The following is a 19,166-nucleotide window of genomic DNA, read 5'->3' as shown; positions in this document are numbered from 1 at the left end:
AGAAATAACCGTATCTCTGCATGGTTAATTTTCTCATCTGGGATTTTACCGGTTTAAATAATACTACCCTGTTTTCTGGATTTTATCTATCAGGGTTTTAAGCTGAGGATTTTTGGCAAATTCCTCGTACATAGGTTTTACCTTAGCCCTAAACTTATCTTTATCTACCCTAAAGATCTCCACGCCGGCTTTTTTAACTTCTTCCAGTGCTTCCAATTCGGCCTCTCTCCAAATCTCCTTCTGATATTTGGTAGATTCTACAGCGGCTTCTTTAAGCCATTTTTGTTCCTTATTACTTAACTTATTCCAAACCGGCGTACCAATTACTAATTCATCGGGGAGGGAAGTATGTTCATCTAGTGTATAATACTTGCATATTTCATAATCTCGTGTTAAATGGAATGTTGGCGGATTATTCTCTGCGCCATCTACGATTCCCTGTTGTAAGGCTGTATATAACTCACTGGGAGAAATTGGGGTTGGGGACCCTCCCAATAGCTTAACCATGCGTATGGCTGCCTGGTTTTGCATTACCCGTATTTTTAGACCTTCAAGATCTGCAGGTTTTCGAATTGGCTTTTTACTGTAAAAACTTCTACTCCCGGCATCGTAAAAAGTAAGCCCTTTTAACCGTTGTCCAGTACTTGCATTAAGTAGCTCTTTTCCTATTTCACCTTCTAGCACCTTAAAACGATGTTCCCGATCTCTAAAGAGGAATGGCAAACCAAATACTTCTAATTCAGGGGCAAAATTTGCCATTACTCCTGAAGAAATTTTAGTCATGCCCAAACTACCAATTTGCAATAACTCCAAAGATTCGCGTTCTGAACCTAGTTGTGCGTTCGGGTAAATTGCAAGCTTCATCCTACCATTAGATTTTTCCTGAAGTCTTTTGTTCATAAAAACCATTGCCTTATGAACCGGATGGCTAACATCTAAATGGTGACCAAGTTTTATAATCTTTACATCACTATGTTCCTCACAGGAAATGAAAATACCAATTAGCAAAATCAATAGAAGCTTTTTGCCTATTCTTTTTTGAAATTTCACTGGTCTTTTGTTTTAGCTCGTTGTACGTATTTCAGGGCTCCTTCTAATTTTTCTTTTAAAGTATCGAGGTTATAAGAGCCATCTTTATTTTTAATAAAAACTTTAGACCCCACACCTACACAATGTACTCCTGCATCAAACCATTGCTTTAGACTTTCTTCAGTGGTATCTACCCCACCGGTAGGCATAATACTGCTCCAGGGCATAGGCCCTTTTACTGCTTTTATAAAGGATGGACCTCCTACCGTGCCACCCGGAAATATTTTAACTACCTCTGCCCCTAATTCCTCGGCATACGATATCTCGGTCACCGAACCGCAACCCGGCATCCAGGCTACTTTGCGACGATTGCAGGTTTTGCCCATTTCTGGATTAACAATAGGAGAAACAATAAAGTTTGCACCTAACTGAAGGTATAACGAAGCAGTACCGGCGTCTATAACCGAGCCTACTCCCATTATCATTCCGTCCAGGTTTTTTAAAGCATATTTATTCAGCTCGCCAAAAATCTCGTGCGCATAATCCCCGCGGTTAGTGAATTCAAACACCCGGGCTCCCGCCTCATAGCAAGTTTTTAAAACTTCTTTACATACTTCCAGGTTATTGCTATAAAAAACCGGAACGATACCCGTCTTTTTCATAGTTTCTACTACCGTTATTCTCGTATAATTCGCCATATACTTCTTTTTATTGCTATGTTTTACTTAATCATATAATACCTTATAAATCTCACAGAATGTATTATCGTTTTATTCTCCCCCCTGTATTTCCATTCATGACATCCAATACTTCCTCCAAACTCACCAGGCTATTATCACCCAAGATAGTATGTTTTAAAACACAAGATGCGGTTGCGAATTCTAAGGTATATTGATCATCATAATTTTCAAGCCCATAGATAATTCCTGCAGCAAATGCATCGCCGGTACCAATACGATCTATCACACTAGATATTTCTAATTCTACCGTGTTGATGTATTCTGTACCAGTCCAGGCCTGTCCGTAAATTTTTTGCCAGGAAGCACTAACACCTGTCCTTACTTTATCGAAAACCTTTTCGATACTGGGAATAGTAAAAATAAGCTCTTTGCTGGCTTCAATAAATCCTTCCCTACTAAGTTCAAAATCGGTTTTGAGGATTTCGTTAATTTCATTTACTCCGCCAATAAAGATATTAGAAAGTCCTGTAAGCTCGGCCAATACTTCGCCCCCTTCTTTTCCGTATTTCCATAAATTATTACGATAAGAGGGGTCCGCAGTAACTGTTATTCCTTTTTTTTGGGCGACTTCCAACCCATTTTTTAAAGTTTTATATGCTGCTTCTGAAATTCCCGGCGTAATACCGGTCCAATGAAAGTAGCTACAATCTTCCAATATTTCCTCCCAATTAATTGTATCTGGGATAATATTGGCAAAAGCACCATGAAGCCGATTGTAGGAAATCTGGCTAGGTCTCATTCCTGCACCTATTTCCAGGAAATACAGTCCTAACGGATGATCTACCCTGGTTACAGCAGGCACTTCAATACCCAAATGGCGCATAGAAGCAATTGCAGCTTCTCCTACAAAATCTTTAGATACCGCACTAACCTGCTCTACACGCATTCCAAAATTAGCCAAAGATGCGGCCACATTCAATTCGGTGCCCCCAAAAAAGAACTCCAATTGATGGGACTGCCGCATCTTTCGGTGATTAGATGGAGATAAACGCATTAAGACTTCTCCAAAAGTAACTACCTTACTCATTGGCCGGTTTTCCTATAGTAGCTAAAATTCCACCGTCAACATAAACCACCTGACCATTTACAAATTTACTGGCTTCAGACGCTAGAAATATTGCTGCTCCCTGTAAATCTTCCGGGTCTCCCCATCTTGCAGTTGGTGTTCTACTAATTATAAATTCATTAAAAGGGTGTCCATCTTTACGAATAGGTTCGGTTTGGCTAGTGGCAAAATAGCCGGGGCCAATACCATTAACCTGAATGTTATGTCTTGCCCACTCGGTAGCTAAGTTTCTGGTAAGCATTTTTAATCCTCCTTTGGCTGCTGCATAGGCACTAACATTATCCCTGCCCAATTCACTCATCATACTACACATATTGATGATTTTCCCCGACTTTCTCTTAATCATATCGGTTGCAACCAATTTAGACATGATAAATGGACCTACAAGATCTACATCTATCACTTTTCTAAAGTCTGCCACCTTCATATCTACAGCCATCTCACGCTTTATAATCCCTGCATTATTTACAAGGATGTCTATCTTGCCATGGGCTTCCAAAATCTTATTTACATATTCTTCGGCCTCATTTTCATCGGTTACATCAAAAAGATAAGGAGTGGCTTTGTAGCCTTCATTTTTATATTTTTCAATCGATTGTTCTAATTTGTCTTGAAAAATATCAGTAATAACCAATTCTGCTCCAGATTCGGCAAGCCCCTTAGCTATAGCCATTCCCAGGCCGTGAGTACCACCAGTTACCAATGCTACTTTTCCACTTAAATCAAATAACTTCATTGTCTTTCTACTTTTATAATTAATGTTTTATTTTAATTCGTTTACAGCAACCTTATCCATATCACTATAATCCAGGTTTTCTCCGGCCATCCCCCAAATAAAAGTATAGCTAGATGTTCCTGCGCCAGCGTGTATAGACCATTCCGGGGAAATTATTGCCTGGTGGTTTTTCATAAAAATATGACGGGTTTCATGGGGTTGCCCCATAAAATGACTTATGGTTTGCCCTTCTTCCAAATCAAAATAAAAATACACTTCCATTCTGCGTGAATGGGTATGTGGTGGCATGGTGTTCCAAATATTTCCTTCCGCCAATTCGGTCATTCCCATTTGTAATTGACAGGTATCTATTACCGAATTTACAAGGAGTTTATTGATTGTTCTTTTATTTGAATATTTATCATCTCCAAGATGCACAATTTCAGCTTCATTCTTAGTTACTTTTTTTGTTGGGTAAGCTTTATGTGCCGGGGCAGAATTTAAGTAAAAATAAGGCTGCTCTCCATCAACTGCCTCAAAGCTTACTTCTTTATTTCCGCGACCTACATATAGGGCTTCTTTATGGCCAAGCTCATACTCTTTGCCATCTACAGTAACCTTACCGCTTCCACCTACATTAATAATTCCCAATTCTCTTCTTTCCAGAAAAAAGTCGGCTTTTAATTCATCTATAGGCTCAAGCATTACTTTTTGATCTACCGGAAATGCCCCTCCCGCAATGTACCTATCGTACATGGTGTAGGTTAGGTTAATTTCATTTTTCTTAAAAAGTTCCGGAAGCAAAAAATGATCCCTTAAATCCTGGGTTGTATATCTCTTGGCATCTTCTGGATGATGTGCGTACCTAAAATCTGAATTTGTCATAATTTTTTGTTTTTTACTTACTACTTAACTTATATTAAACACTAAAAAGCATTTATTTCACTTTATTTTAAACTAACCTCTAAAGGTTTATCTATAATCTTTTCCTGTTTTAGCAACATTCTTTTCCATTCTTCCATAGAAGAAACCTGGCCACTTCGTTCCCAGGCAAAACCAGCATAATAAACCAATTTTTCTTTTGGCTGCATTGTTATTAAAAGATTGCTTTGGTCGGGAGTCTTTGAGACACGGGCAAAGATTGAATCTACTTGTTTGGGGTCTACAATTATACCTTCCCCTACATGGGAACCGTCTATAGTTTCCCAATGTAAAAGCCAGGCATTCTCTTCATCCATTTCAAAATCTCCTTCATTTTTATGAAGCGTAATCCCCGCAGCATAATTGGGCACTTCTTTATCTGAAGAAAACGTACTTTCAAATTTTGAAAAGTTAGTACCCAAATCAAGGCTTATACGTTTAGTTTCCTTGACATTGTATGGACTCCAGGGTGCATAGCTTAATTCGAATACTGTTCGCAAGGGTCCCTGTGCTATAATATTAAAATCCACAAAATTTTCTGAAACATATAAGCTATCATTTTCATAAATACCAATTCCACCGGTGCCGCGACTACTACCTACGTGATAAGGATCATAGCCATCTCCCCTATCGGTATGGTAATAGCCTTCTTCTTCGGTATTTCTTTTATACCATTCGTCTATAATAGATCTATTGGTACTTTTTAACCACAAGTCAATTCCGCTGGAAACCACACCTCCGGGAACACCATCTAAAGCCGCTTGTTTGGCTGCAGGACCATAAGTTCTAAAAGCAACTTTGTCGTTTTCCCATGTATAATCGTCAATACGCTCGGGAACAAAACGAGAATATGCTACGACATTGCTTTTAGGAGCAGTTTTACTACTATCTTCTACTATGATGTATTTCACAGAAGAATTTGCACCTACTTTCGCCTGAAAAAGAATTTCATCGTTGATGCCATCCTGGTTATAATCTATCCATTGGGTTCGCAGGTACTCTTCTTTTCCCTCCTTTTTAATTCGAAGATTCTCTTCAGATTTATCTCCCAAAAAACTTTGTAAATCCTGCTTTTTAATTCCAACCACTTCATTTCTGTTAAAATCCAGTTCGTTTTGAACCTCAACAGTTAGCGACTCCTCTGCTTTCTCTTTAGTATTAGATTTACAACTAGCAAATAATAAAAGTACGCCTAGAAAAGTTAAAACGTACCCTAATCCTTTGGTCTTTATTTTCATATTTCTGGTATAAATTTTAAAACTCTTTAATTAGTCAATTACCTATTATATTAATCTCTCTAATCCTGGTAAGGAATTAAGTTTTTGTATTTTTTATCCTGAAACCAGGGGTCGTTTGCCTTCTTAAGCTTTTGGGCTAAAGCTTTCAAAAGCTTTCCAGATAAACCTGGTTTTTCCTCCAATGGAATTTTATAATATTGATAAGGATCTTTTGTATTATCAAAAATATAGGCCTCCCCTATTTTAGCTCCTTCCAAATTGCCCTGTTGTTCTTTAACTTCTGTTAAAACCAATGTATACCTATTGGTTTGCAGGCCACGGGAATTTTTCAACATTAGCAATATACTTCCAGGTTTAGCATCGACTTTCCCCGGATTTTTTATAAAGGCAGAAAGGTCTTTACCTTCAACGGCTTCTGGCGTTTCTTCTTTTAAACCTACCAAGCTTGCAATGGTAGGATAAATGTCTGGACTTCCCAATAAGGCATCTGTTTTACCAGGCTTTACCTTCTTTGGCCAGTGTACAATAAAAGGAACCGCCGTAGATTCAGTATAAAAAACATTCTTAGCGGTAAGCCCATGACTTCCCATCATTTCACCATGGTCTGCAGTAAAAACCACTATGGTGTTATCCAAAACCTTCATTTTTTTTAGTTGCTCTAAAACCCTACCTATATACTTATCTATACTTGTTACATTGGCAAAATAGTTACGCGCATAACTGGCTACTTTAAAATCTGCATTAGGCCTTACCACCAGGGCACTATCAATGTTAGGGTATTTATCGGTATCATAATGTTTACGATACTCTACCATATCTGTATTGGCATTATCCCAGGGATTGTGCGGCGGATTAATAGACCAGATCATAAAAAATGGCTTATCTGCATTTCTTTGATTTCTTTTATTCTTAAGATATTCAATAATGGTTTCAGATTCTATTTTAGTGGAAAATTCACGAGGTTGATATAACTCCCCATCTTTATTCCCACCTACTACTGCAGGATCGTTAGAAAACACAAACGGATTTGCATGCTCATCTTTCAATACCTGATAATAATAATCTATATCGTGTCTATCTACTCCAGGCGGGATATAAGTGTCAAATTCATTAATATAATTACCTCCCCAGGCATCTTCGGTTCCTACATAATCTCCCGCATTATTAAATTTTGGCACCGGCTTTATATAATGTGCTTTTCCGAAATAGGAAATATCATAGCCTTCCTCGTGAAATAAATTGGTAATAGTGATAATGTTTTCTTTTAACGACTCCTCTCTTCCAACCCTGGCATTGTTCCAAATCCCATTCTGCTCAGGATACATACCCGATAAAAGCATACCGCGGGAAGGACTACAAAGTGGATAATTAGCAAAGGCCTGGGTAAAAACCACAGCGTTTTTGGCCAAATTATCTATTGTGGGCGTAATTACCGGGTCTGGCTTCCCTACTACCGCATCCCGATATCCAGGTTCAGACCAAAAGCCTGCACTATATCGCCTAAGTTGATCGGGATAAATAATCAATACATTCGGCCTTTCCTTACTATCCCGAATTTCTACAGTTTTATTTACAGAGTTACACCCCAATAAACTTAGTACTGCTATATATAAAAATCCAAAACAAGGTTTTGACATGTTCATCCCAGTTATCTTTCACAAATATTGAATTGTATCCCTAAAATTGTTCGTTGAACAAAACAGAAGAAACAATTATCTATCATCGATTATCTTATTTCCCAGAAGCCTCGCGGTAGCGCAATAAGGCTTCTACGTAATAATAATCGGCATAATTTAATGGTACATTAATTTCATTTTTGTGGGGAATACTCCCAACACTATGCTTTAAAATAAAATGATTGTTTTCTCCTATATTGGCGGTGTATTCGCTTGAAGCAAGTGACTTTAGGATCTTGTTGGCTGCCTCCATATACTTTTCATCATCATAGCCTGCAAGTTCAATAAGCGCTGAAGCCGTGATAGCTGCAGCCGAGACATCTCTAGGTTCATTAGGAATATTTGGCGCATCATAATCCCAATATGGAATCATATCCTCTGGTGTGCTTTCATTGCTCAGTATAAAATCGGCTATTTTTGTTGCCTGTTCCAAATAGGCTTCATCTTTGGTATACCTATAGCTAAGGGTGAAACCGTATAGACCCCAGGCCTGCCCCCTGGCCCAGGAACTCTCGTGATTAAACCCCTGTGCAGTTTGTTTACTTCTTACTTTGCCGGTCTTAGGGTCATAATCTACCACGTGGTAAGAGCTGTTGTTATCCCTAAAATGATTTTTCAATGTGGTATTGGCATGTGTAATTGCTATTTGCTTATATTTTTCATCCCCAGTCATTTTACTAACCTCAAAAAGCAACTCCAGGTTCATCATATTGTCTATTATTACCGGAAATTTCCAACCTCTTTCAGATTGCCAGCCTCCATCTACATTCCAACTCTTAATAGACCCTACCTTAGGGTTAAAACGCTCAATTAGTGAATTGGCCGCGGTAATAAGAACATCTTTATAGCTTTCATTTTTGGTGTTTTTGTAACCATTTCCATAAGAACATTGAAAGACAAAACCCAGATCATGATTACTCTTAATATTTTTGAAATTTTCAAATTTTGATTGAAAATAATCAGCGGCATCTTTCCATTTTTCATCATTAGTATCTTCAAAAAGGTACCAGCAAGTTCCAGGAAAAAAACCTATGGTCCAATCAAACCCCTGGTTTGCCCAATGTATCCCCCCTTGCTCATTTACAGTACGCGGAACCCTATCTGCTTCCCGGGCATCTTTCAACAATAAATCATATTGCTTAGCCGCCAACGCCAATTCCTTATCAGGAAAGTTTTCTGCGGCAACTTTAGGTGTAGCTACTTTTGTTTCTTTCTTTTCACCGTTCTCTTTACAGGAAAAAAGAACTGCCAAAATACAAACTAAAAAGCCGATTTTTGATTTTTTCATCTATACTAGTTTAAGCTTATTATTTTTTGATATGCAACTCTTTAGCAACCCAACAAGCACGTATAAGTCCACAGCATTCTTCCCTTACTATTCTTTAATACACACCAGGATCACCTGATTAATGAACAATGTTACAAATTTTAATCCATAAAAACAATCGATTGTATAATGAATTATTTTTTTAATAAATAAGTACAATTGCATTCAGAAACCAGTTGGTTCACTTTTGTCACAAAACTATTCTTGATAATAAGAGTTTAAAAGGCCAGGCAGCTAACTGTGATAAAAATCACTCCATAGAAACCGGGCAAACCCCAAATGTATTTGGTCTATAGTTTTTTTAATACTCCTTAATAGAATCAATTTTAAAGGAATAGTAGCTCAATTGATTAGAAATCATTACAATCGATTGTGATAATATTTGTATATTTGTAATCTTTCCCAAAAAAGAAACGTTTAAGGCAAAAAACCTATGCTAAAAGGAATAAAATTTTTAGCTTACTGATTATTAGCATTAATATCTCCTAAATAAAAGTTTTAGTAACCATATTTAGATGAAATACTCAGTATTTTTTTGCTCAATTATCAATTTAAGTGCAATTAACATATGAAAAATCACCGCACAACCATACACGATATTGCCCGAGAGCTAAAAATAGATAGCTCTACGGTTTCACGAGCTTTGAACAATAATAGTAAAGTTACTGCAAAAACCAAAGCAAAAGTGATTGCCAAAGCAAAAGAGTTAGGCTACCAACGCAATCTTTTAGCTTCTAATTTAAGACAAAGCAAAAGTAATACTATAGGTGTTGTAGTTCCGCGGATATCAAGATATTTCTTTTCTACGGTAATTGCGGGGATTGAAGAAAGTGCTTTTAAAACAGGGTTTAACGTGGTAATTTGTCAATCTCAGGAAAGCCTGGAGAAGGAACAGGCCATTATAAAAAACCTTATTTCAAATCGTGTAGATGGCGTAATTATCTCTATTGCCATGGAAACACAAAATGGAGAACATCTAAAACAACTTAAAAACAACGGAATTCCATTGGTATTTTTTGACCGGTTTTGCCCCGAGGTACAGGAAAGCAGCCAGGTTCTTATAGACGATCAACAAGCTGCATACGACGCTGTAAATCACCTTATTTCGCAAGGCTGTTCTAAAATTGTGCATTTCTCCGGCCCTCAAACACTGGAAATTTACAAAAACCGATTAAGAGGTTATAAATTGGCTTTACTGGAAAACAATCTACCTTTTAAAGAAGAGCTTGTGATTAATTCACCTTTAATGGAAGCGAATGGTTATGAAGAAACTCAAAAACTTTTAGATGCCAAAATAGATTTTGATGGAATATTTTCTGCCAACGATATTGCTGCTATTGGTGCCTTAAAGCACCTAAAAGAGAAAGGAAAGAGAATTCCTGAAGATATAGCTGTTATAGGCTTTAGTAATGAACCTTCTTCAAAAGTTATAGAGCCTCCACTCTCTACTATTGATCAATCTGCTTTTGAAATTGGTAAAAATGCATACGATCTTCTCATAGATAATATTAAGAGAGGGGAAAAAGAGGTTTTACATAAAACCATTACGCTTAAATCTACCCTACTAGCCAGAGGCTCTTCTCTTAGGAAAAAATAAACTAAAGATCTAATATCTATAAAATATTAATGCCAGACATCTATTTTTCTTTACACTACCTATTTACCTGGTAGACCAAATTTGCTTTTGGCTCCAGTCCTCGGCCGGGTCTGACCAAAAGGGGGTTTCCGGCTCAAGTCCTAAGATTAGAAAGACTTCAGTACAAAGATAAAGGCTACCTGTAGAGATGTAAGCTTCAGCCATTTCTGGCTGATGCCCATAAAAACCAAGGGTTAACCAGCCATTCTCGTCAAACATATCTTTAGCGGTCATTTGTTTTTCAATCACCGCTTGCAGTCCTGAACGTACCTGGGCAGGTGTAATGGCTTTAGGTAGTTTTTGAAAAAGCGCTATTTGTGACAATGCCTGGAAGGCGCCAAACCTGTAGGTTGAAGACCTCCCCAAAGGAGGATAAGTGCCGGATGGAGAAATTAAACGCTCCTGAATAAGAGCGTATTTTTGCGCCCTCTTCACTATTTCATTATACTCCTCATCAATATCCTTATATCTCCAGCCTAAATCATTCTTTCTATCCACCAGTACTTTGTAAATATCCAATAACATAGGCTGAATTACATAACCGTTATAGTAGTCCCAGTGAAAATTAGGGCCATCTCCATACGTACCATCTCCCAGGTACCATTCATCATGTTTCTTTATGGCATACTGAATACGAACCATATCTGCTTCTCCTTCAAATTTAAGGATAGCGGCTTCTACCATGGCTGTAAACAACAACCAGTTGTTATAAACAGGTTCAATTTTTCGGGTTTTCTTCAGAGAAATAAGAATATTTTCCCTGGCCTCTTCATCTAATCTCCCCCATAGCTCTTTTGGTGCTCGCAATAAGCCCTGAGCGAGAAAAGCAGCATCCACCAGAGGCTGACTTCCCTCGCTAAAATTCATATAGTCTTTAGCCCTGGGATTTGTAGCATTCTCCAAACCTTTTAGGCTAAGTTGTATGTACTTTTCCCTTAACCTGCCTTCTTCTGTTTCATCTGGCCCCAGTTCCAACCAGGGAGCAATTCCAGACAGAGTTCTTCCAAAAGCCTCGAGATAAGTATAATTAGATCTCTTTGCATTATGAACAACTTCAACGGGCATCGTCTCTTTAAGCTTGTTATTTGCCAAAGCAGATAGAACAGGGTCTGATATTTTCACTAAGGTTTTTACAAAATATTCCCGTGACTCTATTTTTGCTTTATCCTGAGCAAATGTTGAAAAGGACATTAAAAAAATGCATGTTAAAAGAACTAATTGAATTCTATATTTTTGATTTATCATTTCTTACATTAAAATTAAAGGTATAAATAACCTAATTATTTTAAGATGTGAATCTCTTTTTCGTTATTTTTTATTTCTATAAGCGCGACTTCCCCCATTATTGCCTGGCCTTCTACATAAAAAAATGTGGTAAGTACAGGAGCTTTTTTATGAGCGACTACTAGAATATATTCTTTAGAGTTAAATCTTAATTTCACTGCCTCCACTTCTTCGTCAGGGCGCAACGTATTCATTACATCATAAACCGGTACCTTCTCAAATTTCACTTTAGTATTTTCAGGGAAATAGAGTAACGTAATAAAAGAATTGAAGCCTGTCTTTTCTATAGAGAATTCAGCCTTTAGACTCTCCTCTTTTAAATTATATTCAGGAGATATCCAGGCCTCTTCCAGACTAATATCAACCGGATTTATAGGTTGAATCATTAAATTATTATCGGGGTAAGTTGTAGAAACCGAGTTTCCATTTAGGCTTATTCTTTTATTGGGAAAATTAAAAAACTGCGAATAAGTATGTGTTTCTTTCCCTTTAAAGCTATCTATTAACAGCCAAACATCGGGTTTTAAATACAACATTCTTCTTTTTACGTTTACCGGATCATCAAGACGTTGATATGCTGTATTAATAGCTTCGGCATATTCAAATTCTTTTTCAGTTATAGCTAAAACACCTTCCTGTTTGGCATCAAATTTATTCCCCCAGGAAGTTCCATAAACACTATTTGGCTTTCCATCTACCGCTAAAGTATTGTGAGAACGACTGTCTTTAAAATACTCTCGCCATTTGTTATTTACATACGTAAATCGCCCTGGATCTACCAGATAATCGCGCCCAAAAGCAAAAAGACTAAAATGCAACAAATTATCGTGGGAATGTCCTCCCCCCAACCTTTTTAAATGAAAACTGCTATAAAAAGCATCTTCCTGCCAGGAAGACCTGGAATACAAATCGCCCGAACTTTCCTGAAAAATTGAAAGGAATTCAGGTACTTGTTTATTTAATTCTTTATAAGCCTTTTTGCTTTCTATATCAAATAAAAACTCATTTTCATAATCTGCAATAGGAAAAGCACGGCTCTTTATAACCGGATCCATAAAAGTAATTCCGGCAGTAGTAAGAAGGTCTCGTAAATCGGTGTCGTCACTATCTCCTAGTAAAGGTTGGTGATAATTAGGCTTTTGCCACTCCAGGTTAGCATAAGCCATATCCTTTGTTTTCTTAACAATAGTTTTAGGCAGACTTGTATTTGTGCGCTGTGATAACAAAACTACGTTCATAAAACTATGAAAAACCTCATTATGATACATTGGCGATTGCTCCCATTGTGTACCATCTCTTAAGATTTGATTTCTTGCGGTTACCAGAAGATTTTGGACAGCATCCTCCTTCCATTTATCTGCTTTGCTAAATTCGGGCATAAATAAGGCTATATGATAAAGCCCTTGAAATTCCAGCACCCCCCAGTTACTGGTTTGAGAAAATTTGCTAAAACCCTCATTTAAATACTCGGCGTGTTGAACCAGGGAATTCATAAATTTCCAAAAAAAGGCTGGAGTAATACTTTTTGATCCTTTAAAATATTCAAAACTTTTTATCCAGTTTTCTGCCCTTATTCCCGTATCTATACGCCGCCAGGATGTAGCTTTGGTTTCCTTAGAAAGAGGATTAGAGTCTATCCAATCGCTTACCTGCTGCACAAAGGTTTTAGCGTATTTCTCTTTTCCCGTTAGCAGGTATGCTTTACCTAAATCCTGCCAATATCTTCCACGATTAAGCATAAAAGTCCACTCGGGATCACCAAATGGATTGGCCTGCCAGTCTATTTCGTTCTCAAACTGATAAGGAATATTGGTTTTCTCCATATCCCACGGATAACGAAACAGAAAATATTTTTCCCGAACCTCTTTTGCCGTAGCAATTGAGCGTTCTACCTCCTTTGGGAATTCTTGCCTAATCCTATCGGCATCATTTGATGATAACTTTAAGTATAAATTATCTTTTTGTTTAAAATAATCCAGGAGTGCTTTTTTGGCTTTATTTTTATCTTCTACAATTACTTCTTTCACCTGATCCATCCCCGGATAACTTAGATTAAAGTTATTTAATAGAAAGGAATCTTCTTGTGCCTGAGTAGCTAACACAGAGCAAATAAATAGATAGGATAAAATAATATTTTTTTTCATACTGAATCTTCTGTTTTATTACTCCTCAAGAATCCGAAAACTGGATACCTCTTTTAATTCATCTATGTTTCTGGAGGTTAAAACTAAACGATATAGCTTTTCCTGCTGCCAGTCTTTCAATAATTTTTCATCATTCAAAACAATCTCCTCTACATCGAACTTGAATTTAGCCGGAGGATAATAAAAATGGACTTTTTTATCATCTGTCTGTCTTAAAAGTATTTTCCCCTTTTTCACCAATTTGGGAGGGGCTGCCAGCATAAAATTATGAATAGCAGGAGTTTCAATTTTATTATACTCAACACTATCTTCTATTATCAATTCAGGCAGCTCCCTTTTTAGTTCGAAGTTTCTTACCCATTTTTTACTATATGCTTCTTTTGGGTAAGCTTCGCTAATATCTAACCTAAACTTCAAACCTAAACTAGTCTCTTTTACAGATTCATCCTTAGCAGAAAACTCTTTACCGAAAGCCTGAGAATTATTATTGATTTTTGGTAAGTTATGATAGTCTGATTGCATAGTCCAGATTTCATAACGATCTTTACTAAAGGTTTTTGCTGTATAGGTTTCTACTCCTACGTCTACTATAAGTGGTTCTCCCTGATGATACAGAACAAAAGAACCCACATCGTTATGATTGTGACTTTCGTTATTATGCCCTCCTTTAGCTGCAAAGAAAAAACCTTTCTTTCCATTGCTACTTGTTCTTCCTATTACTACACCGGTCTCGTCAAATCGTGAAACCAATTTATTCTCCTTAAGGGGAGCAGTATTCTTAAGTTGTTTATATATATAAAGATTGTTTAGGGAATAATCTAAAGAACCAATAATGGGGTGGTCCAAAAAATTAGTGTTTTGCGATACAAAAGCCCCAAACTGCATTAATTCTGGCTTATTGATGTACAAACCGTATCTATATATTAAAGCAGGGTTAGGTTTAACTCGTACCGAAGAGTCTGCAAAATTCACATAGAACTTATTTACAATATGCACATCCATGATATAAGTACCAATATTTTGAATGATTTGTTCCTGACCAAGGTCTATATGACCTTTTGAAACATTTTTTAGCAACTCTAAATATTCCAATAATTTACCTCCAGCATGACTCCAATAATTAGGCCCCTCATCGGCAGCCCCGTCTTGTTTATAATAGTTTATAAAGTTGTCTACAGACCTCATACTTTTTTTTACAACTTTTTTCCTTAAATCATTATTTACTGCATCTCCCAGTAAAATTGTACTTAATACTACATTATAATTCACCCATGGATTCCAATTGTTTACAAACTCATTTTCTTTAAATGCCATCCACCAAAAGTCATTTCGCTGAACATACGGCTGAATAATTTTTTCATCTATTTCTAAAAATATTCGTTTTTTAAGTAATGGTGAGATTTTATCAAGCTCAGTACCAAAAAGGTGATATACCCACCCCAGGTTCACTGAAGTTTCGCCTGCGCCCAAGTCTAATATAGGTTCCTGTATATCAGGGACACCGGCTCCAGCTTTTTGTGAAGGCAAATGTGCAGAAAGAACCCAGGAAGATTGCTCACAAAGAGCCCAACTTGCATTAACAATGGCGTCAATATATTTTTTTTCACCTTCCAACAATTCGGCAAGCACCAGATTTTTTAATGTCTTATTTCGCTGGCGGTAATACCTTTGCATAATTTCCCTATCTCCAGACCGCACGAATTCTAAATAAGCAGTTACAGGAATAATAGGCCAATTATAAGCTAAAGCAGCTTCTCCTTTCCTCCTTATTTCTTGTTTAGAGCTCTCAGGCAATTCTTGTAACTTTTCACTTATAGATGCTGCAGTAAAACCTGTTAATTCTATATTTTGCCAGCTTGAAAGGCTATTTTCCTGTAGTTCTTTCTGCAATAAATTTCTTTGCTCTTGTGCATTTGCTAAAAGGGGTAAAAAAACAAGAATGAAAAAAAGCAAATTTATAATAGAAGTCCTTTTCCTATAAAGCATTAAATGCAAGTTTCTTAAAATCATACTAACTAAAGTTTTTATTATATCTCGCGCTTCCCTTCCTTTTGAGAGCCCGCCTTACAAATCAATTATTTAAAATTTATTAATCATCTATATAAAGCACTAAGGCTCTTTTTTCATTATAATCTTTGCCAGTAACAGTTAAGCCAACCCAACTGCTTCTTCAAAGCCTTCCTTTAGTTTATCAATGGGAAATAATAAAAGAAAATTAAAGGTAATAGTTTCCGGGTGACTACATTTAAGCTGATTTCCTTCGGGTTATAACTTCAGAAAAAGAGGATAGACTTTAAGATTAGTTTGCAGTTAATTCAATATTTCACATGATAATCTTTCTTGAAAGCAGCCTTATTCCAGGCTTTTTTGGAAGTCCATTCTTCTTTAGCACCACTCCAAAAAACACTTTCCTTTGGAAGACCCAACGGTAAAAAACTTAAAGAGGCCATGTATAGGCTGCCGGTAGAAGTATAATAATCTGCTATCTCGGGGTGATGCCCTGTAAAGCCGAGTACCAACCAATTATTGTCATCAAAAACACTCTCGCTTAACAAGTTTTTAGTGACTTGGGTAAGGGCACACCTTACCTGTGCCGGGTTTATATCTTCCGGTAGCTTTTCCTCAAGTGCTACTTGAGCCAATGCTTGCATAGCCCCGGTACGATAGGTTATAGAGCGACCAATAGGCGGAAAAGTGCCTTCTGGAGAGATCACTCTTTCCAATTGCCAGGAATAGCGTACCATTCGTTTTAGTGCCAATTCATATTTTCCCCGCATCCTTTTATCATGTTGGGCTAAAATCTTAAGGGTATCCACGAGCATAGGATGAATTACATAAGAATTGTAATAATCAAAGGCAAATGTTTTCCCATCACTATACCAACCGTCGCCTACATACCATTCATCAAATTTCACTAAAGCGTGATCTACTGCTTTCTTATTCCAATCTTCACCAATAGACAATAGAAAGGCCTCAGTTATCGCTGTAAAAAGTAACCAATTGCTCTCAAACGGTTTTCGTGTTCGTAAAGCCTTAAATTCAGTAATAAGCCTTTGTTTTGTTACATCATCCAAAGGATCCCATAAAGTATTACGTGCTCTTATGAAACCATGTGCAAGGTAAGCCGCATCTACAATAGGTTGGTACTCTTTTCTAAAGTTTAGGTAATCGGGGTTAGCCGGGTCTACAGCATTAGAAATACCTTTAATAACATTTTCCCTAAGTGCTTTTCTTAATTTGCCTTCTTCCGAATCATCATCGGGTAAAGCCAACCAGGGTGCCACACCGGCCATACACCGACCTACCGCTTCCAGGTAAGTAACATCCTTTCGGGAATCGTAAGATGGCGATTTCTCTACTGGCATATTTTTTCTAAGTGTAGACTTTGCCAGGTTAGAAAATATAGGGTGAGCCATTTTATATAACGTATTAACCCAGACCTCTCGGTCATTACTTCCAAAAGATTCTAAACCAGCTTGTTTCTGGTTAGCAGCAGCTATTCTAAAAGGATCTAAGGCAGAAAGTGCCATTACTCCTGAAGCAGATACCAGAAATTCCTTTCTTTTCATAATAGTTTACATTTACTGAAGTTGTTATGTAAATATTGCAAGAGGCTATTTGTATTTGCTAGTTTTAAGCAATAGGTAATTAAAATCACCTATTGCTTAAATAACCTAAATAAGATTCTAAGGGTACTATTAAGAACCAATATAACTTAAAGGTCTTAACATCTTTCTTAAGAGCCTGGCAATATTATTAAATCTCTTACCAACCCGGATTTTGCTCCAGAGAAGGGTTTAATGCAATTTGATTTACTGGAAATGGCCAGAGATAATCCCGAGCAGGGTCAAAGTGCCTATTTTCTGCTTTTTGTAGAATAATTAAATTATCTGAAGTTACCTCGGGAACTACCTCAGTTCCGAATTCATCAAAAAAGTAATTTCCCAATATAGTTTTTGGTAATTCTATTTCTGCGGTTTTCCATCTAATCAAGTCCCAATATCTAAAGCCTTCAAGTGCCAATTCAACTCTTCGCTCCCTTCTTATTTCTTCACGCATTTCAAGGCCATTGTTATCTACCAGGGAATTGGTGAGGTGAGGCATGGAAACACTTTCCCGGTCGCGTAATATATTTACCGAAATATTGAGATCTTCATCACTAATGCTCTCATCTAATTCATAGGTTGCTTCGGCATAATTCAGTAAAACCTCAGCATAACGAATAAGCGTTCTGTCAATATAAGATCGGGAAACTTGCCAATCGTTCAAATTGGCATATCTCCTATTGGCAAACCCAGTTTTCTGAAAACTTATCGCCGGAATATTAAATACAGGCTGGGTACCAATATACTCATCACCCTCTTTAAAGAAGGTAGCCCCCATACGAGGATCTCTATTATTAAAAACTTCTACGGTATTGGTAGGTTTTTCATATAAGGGAGACTTACTAATTGGCAGTCCATCAGTCATTAAATAAGAAGTGGCTAAGCCCCTGGTAGGATTGGCAGCCCCAGTTTCTAAATTTCTTTGTGCCACATGATAAGAAATAGATTCTTCTAAGTTTTTACCATATTGCCTCACTAATATATTCTCCTTGTTCTGCCTACCTTCTCCCTCATATTGAAAGAGATTGAAATAATTTGGAAAAATATCATGTTCTCCAGAATCCATAACTTCTTTCGCTGCAGTCTTCGCAATCATCAAATGTTTTTGAGCATCGCCATAACCGTGAAATTTGCTTCGTGTTCCTTCAAATAAAGCTACTCTAGATTTAAAAGCTAAAGCAGCAGTTTTGGATATCCTTCCATAATCCTCGGCTTTAATTGTACCTGGAGATTTAAGGTCTAATACTGCCGAATCTAAATCACTATATATTTGGGCTACAACCTCTTCTCTTGAAGCCTGTCCCATATTGAGCTCTTCATCTTCTATGTTTAGGGGCTTTAAAATTAAAGGAACCCCACCATAGCGGCGAAACAAATTAAAGTAGCCCCAGGCTCTAAAAAACTTGGCTTCAGCAACATATATGTTTATTTGGTTAATATCTCCACCTCTATCAGCTACTAAATCTGCTTTTTCAATTATATTATTGGCTGCTCTAATAAGTCTATATTGAGCTCTATAGTATCCATCGGAAGATGGAGTAATTCTAGTACCATCACTTATAGAGTTAGCACTGGTACCAAAAGCATCATCAGACCATACATCACCGGTTTCTGGCAAACCTGGTAAAAAGGTATATAAATAATTGGCGGCAGACTTAAGGTCGTTTTCATTTTGCCAAAATGCAGGATCACTAATAGAGGTTTCCGGTAAGCGATCTACATTACAGGACAGCACACCAAAAACCATTATTAAACTAAATAATATTCTAAATTCTTTTTTCATAC

The 19,166-nt window shown here is 37.1% G+C and carries 14 protein-coding genes; 1 reads left to right on the top strand and 13 read right to left on the bottom strand.

What is annotated here, in order from left to right:
* Positions 1-63: 63 nt before the first annotated feature.
* From I6U50_RS14670 to I6U50_RS14635, 8 genes are all read right to left on the bottom strand, one after another.
* Complete coding sequence (locus I6U50_RS14670; RefSeq protein ID WP_289024136.1) at positions 64-1,050, bottom strand: TRAP transporter substrate-binding protein; 987 nt, start codon at positions 1,048-1,050, stop codon at positions 64-66.
* Positions 1,047-1,727 carry a bifunctional 4-hydroxy-2-oxoglutarate aldolase/2-dehydro-3-deoxy-phosphogluconate aldolase gene (locus tag I6U50_RS14665; RefSeq protein ID WP_198639393.1) on the bottom strand — a complete coding sequence of 227 codons (681 nt, stop codon included), beginning with the start codon at positions 1,725-1,727 and terminating at the stop codon, positions 1,047-1,049. Before I6U50_RS14665 ends, I6U50_RS14670 begins: the two co-directional genes overlap by 4 nt.
* A 64-nt stretch (positions 1,728-1,791) precedes the next feature.
* Positions 1,792-2,796: a sugar kinase gene (locus tag I6U50_RS14660; protein ID WP_193711195.1), complete on the bottom strand. Its 1,005-nt coding sequence runs from the start codon at positions 2,794-2,796 to the stop codon at positions 1,792-1,794.
* Positions 2,789-3,571 (bottom strand): gluconate 5-dehydrogenase, encoded by a 783-nt coding sequence (locus I6U50_RS14655; protein WP_198639392.1) that lies wholly within the window; start codon positions 3,569-3,571, stop codon positions 2,789-2,791. Before I6U50_RS14655 ends, I6U50_RS14660 begins: the two co-directional genes overlap by 8 nt.
* A gap of 27 nt (positions 3,572-3,598) precedes the next feature.
* Complete coding sequence (gene kduI, locus I6U50_RS14650; RefSeq protein WP_193711197.1) at positions 3,599-4,435, bottom strand: 5-dehydro-4-deoxy-D-glucuronate isomerase; 837 nt, start codon at positions 4,433-4,435, stop codon at positions 3,599-3,601.
* A 62-nt stretch (positions 4,436-4,497) separates the two neighbouring features.
* A complete protein-coding gene (locus I6U50_RS14645; RefSeq protein WP_198639391.1) occupies positions 4,498-5,709 on the bottom strand; it encodes a DUF4861 family protein in 1,212 nt (403 codons plus the stop codon).
* A gap of 59 nt (positions 5,710-5,768) precedes the next feature.
* Positions 5,769-7,352 (bottom strand): sulfatase-like hydrolase/transferase, encoded by a 1,584-nt coding sequence (locus I6U50_RS14640; RefSeq protein ID WP_198639390.1) that lies wholly within the window; start codon positions 7,350-7,352, stop codon positions 5,769-5,771.
* An 88-nt stretch (positions 7,353-7,440) separates the two neighbouring features.
* Positions 7,441-8,673, bottom strand: a complete 1,233-nt coding sequence (locus I6U50_RS14635; protein WP_193711200.1) for a glycoside hydrolase family 88 protein — start codon at positions 8,671-8,673, stop codon at positions 7,441-7,443.
* Positions 8,674-9,280: 607 nt separating this feature from the next.
* On the opposite strand from I6U50_RS14635, the gene I6U50_RS14630 reads away from it, so the two are divergent.
* Positions 9,281-10,309: a LacI family DNA-binding transcriptional regulator gene (locus I6U50_RS14630; RefSeq protein WP_193711201.1), complete on the top strand. Its 1,029-nt coding sequence runs from the start codon at positions 9,281-9,283 to the stop codon at positions 10,307-10,309.
* A gap of 63 nt (positions 10,310-10,372) precedes the next feature.
* On the opposite strand, the gene I6U50_RS14625 is transcribed toward I6U50_RS14630, so the two are convergent.
* The 5 genes from I6U50_RS14625 to I6U50_RS14605 all read right to left on the bottom strand — a co-directional run bounded on the left by I6U50_RS14625 (position 10,373) and on the right by I6U50_RS14605 (position 19,164).
* Positions 10,373-11,539: a DUF2264 domain-containing protein gene (locus I6U50_RS14625; RefSeq protein WP_232805957.1), complete on the bottom strand. Its 1,167-nt coding sequence runs from the start codon at positions 11,537-11,539 to the stop codon at positions 10,373-10,375.
* Positions 11,540-11,628: 89 nt separating this feature from the next.
* Entirely contained in the window at positions 11,629-13,776 is a 2,148-nt protein-coding gene (locus I6U50_RS14620; RefSeq protein WP_198639388.1) for an alginate lyase family protein, read from the bottom strand.
* Positions 13,777-13,794: 18 nt separating this feature from the next.
* On the bottom strand, positions 13,795-15,666 hold the full coding sequence (locus tag I6U50_RS14615) for a heparinase II/III domain-containing protein (RefSeq protein WP_198639387.1): 1,872 nt from the start codon (positions 15,664-15,666) through the stop codon (positions 13,795-13,797).
* A 425-nt stretch (positions 15,667-16,091) separates the two neighbouring features.
* Entirely contained in the window at positions 16,092-17,345 is a 1,254-nt protein-coding gene (locus tag I6U50_RS14610) for a DUF2264 domain-containing protein (RefSeq protein ID WP_232805956.1), read from the bottom strand.
* A gap of 196 nt (positions 17,346-17,541) precedes the next feature.
* Positions 17,542-19,164, bottom strand: coding sequence for a RagB/SusD family nutrient uptake outer membrane protein (locus tag I6U50_RS14605; protein ID WP_198627684.1), 1,623 nt, complete (start codon positions 19,162-19,164; stop codon positions 17,542-17,544).
* Positions 19,165-19,166 lie beyond the last annotated feature (2 nt).

The sequence above is a fragment of the Salegentibacter maritimus genome (assembly GCF_016236975.1).
Taxonomy (GTDB): Bacteria; Bacteroidota; Bacteroidia; order Flavobacteriales; family Flavobacteriaceae; genus Salegentibacter; species Salegentibacter maritimus.
The sequence above is the reverse complement of the archived record's forward strand: the minus strand, read 5'-3'. Positions and strand labels throughout refer to the sequence as shown.

Bases quoted from the DNA above. Each gene is read 5' to 3' on its own strand.
- I6U50_RS14665 (WP_198639393.1), bottom strand. From the start codon at position 1,727: ATGGCGAATTATACGAGAATAACGGTAGTAGAAACTATGAAAAAGACG.
- I6U50_RS14660 (WP_193711195.1), bottom strand. From the start codon at position 2,796: ATGAGTAAGGTAGTTACTTTTGGAGAAGTCTTAATGCGTTTATCTCCA.
- I6U50_RS14655 (WP_198639392.1), bottom strand. From the start codon at position 3,571: ATGAAGTTATTTGATTTAAGTGGAAAAGTAGCATTGGTAACTGGTGGT.
- kduI (WP_193711197.1), bottom strand. From the start codon at position 4,435: ATGACAAATTCAGATTTTAGGTACGCACATCATCCAGAAGATGCCAAG.
- I6U50_RS14645 (WP_198639391.1), bottom strand. From the start codon at position 5,709: ATGAAAATAAAGACCAAAGGATTAGGGTACGTTTTAACTTTTCTAGGC.
- I6U50_RS14640 (WP_198639390.1), bottom strand. From the start codon at position 7,352: ATGAACATGTCAAAACCTTGTTTTGGATTTTTATATATAGCAGTACTA.
- I6U50_RS14635 (WP_193711200.1), bottom strand. From the start codon at position 8,673: ATGAAAAAATCAAAAATCGGCTTTTTAGTTTGTATTTTGGCAGTTCTT.
- I6U50_RS14630 (WP_193711201.1), top strand. From the start codon at position 9,281: ATGAAAAATCACCGCACAACCATACACGATATTGCCCGAGAGCTAAAA.
- I6U50_RS14625 (WP_232805957.1), bottom strand. From the start codon at position 11,539: ATGTCCTTTTCAACATTTGCTCAGGATAAAGCAAAAATAGAGTCACGG.
- I6U50_RS14620 (WP_198639388.1), bottom strand. From the start codon at position 13,776: ATGAAAAAAAATATTATTTTATCCTATCTATTTATTTGCTCTGTGTTA.
- I6U50_RS14610 (WP_232805956.1), bottom strand. From the start codon at position 17,345: ATGAAAAGAAAGGAATTTCTGGTATCTGCTTCAGGAGTAATGGCACTT.
- I6U50_RS14605 (WP_198627684.1), bottom strand. From the start codon at position 19,164: ATGAAAAAAGAATTTAGAATATTATTTAGTTTAATAATGGTTTTTGGT.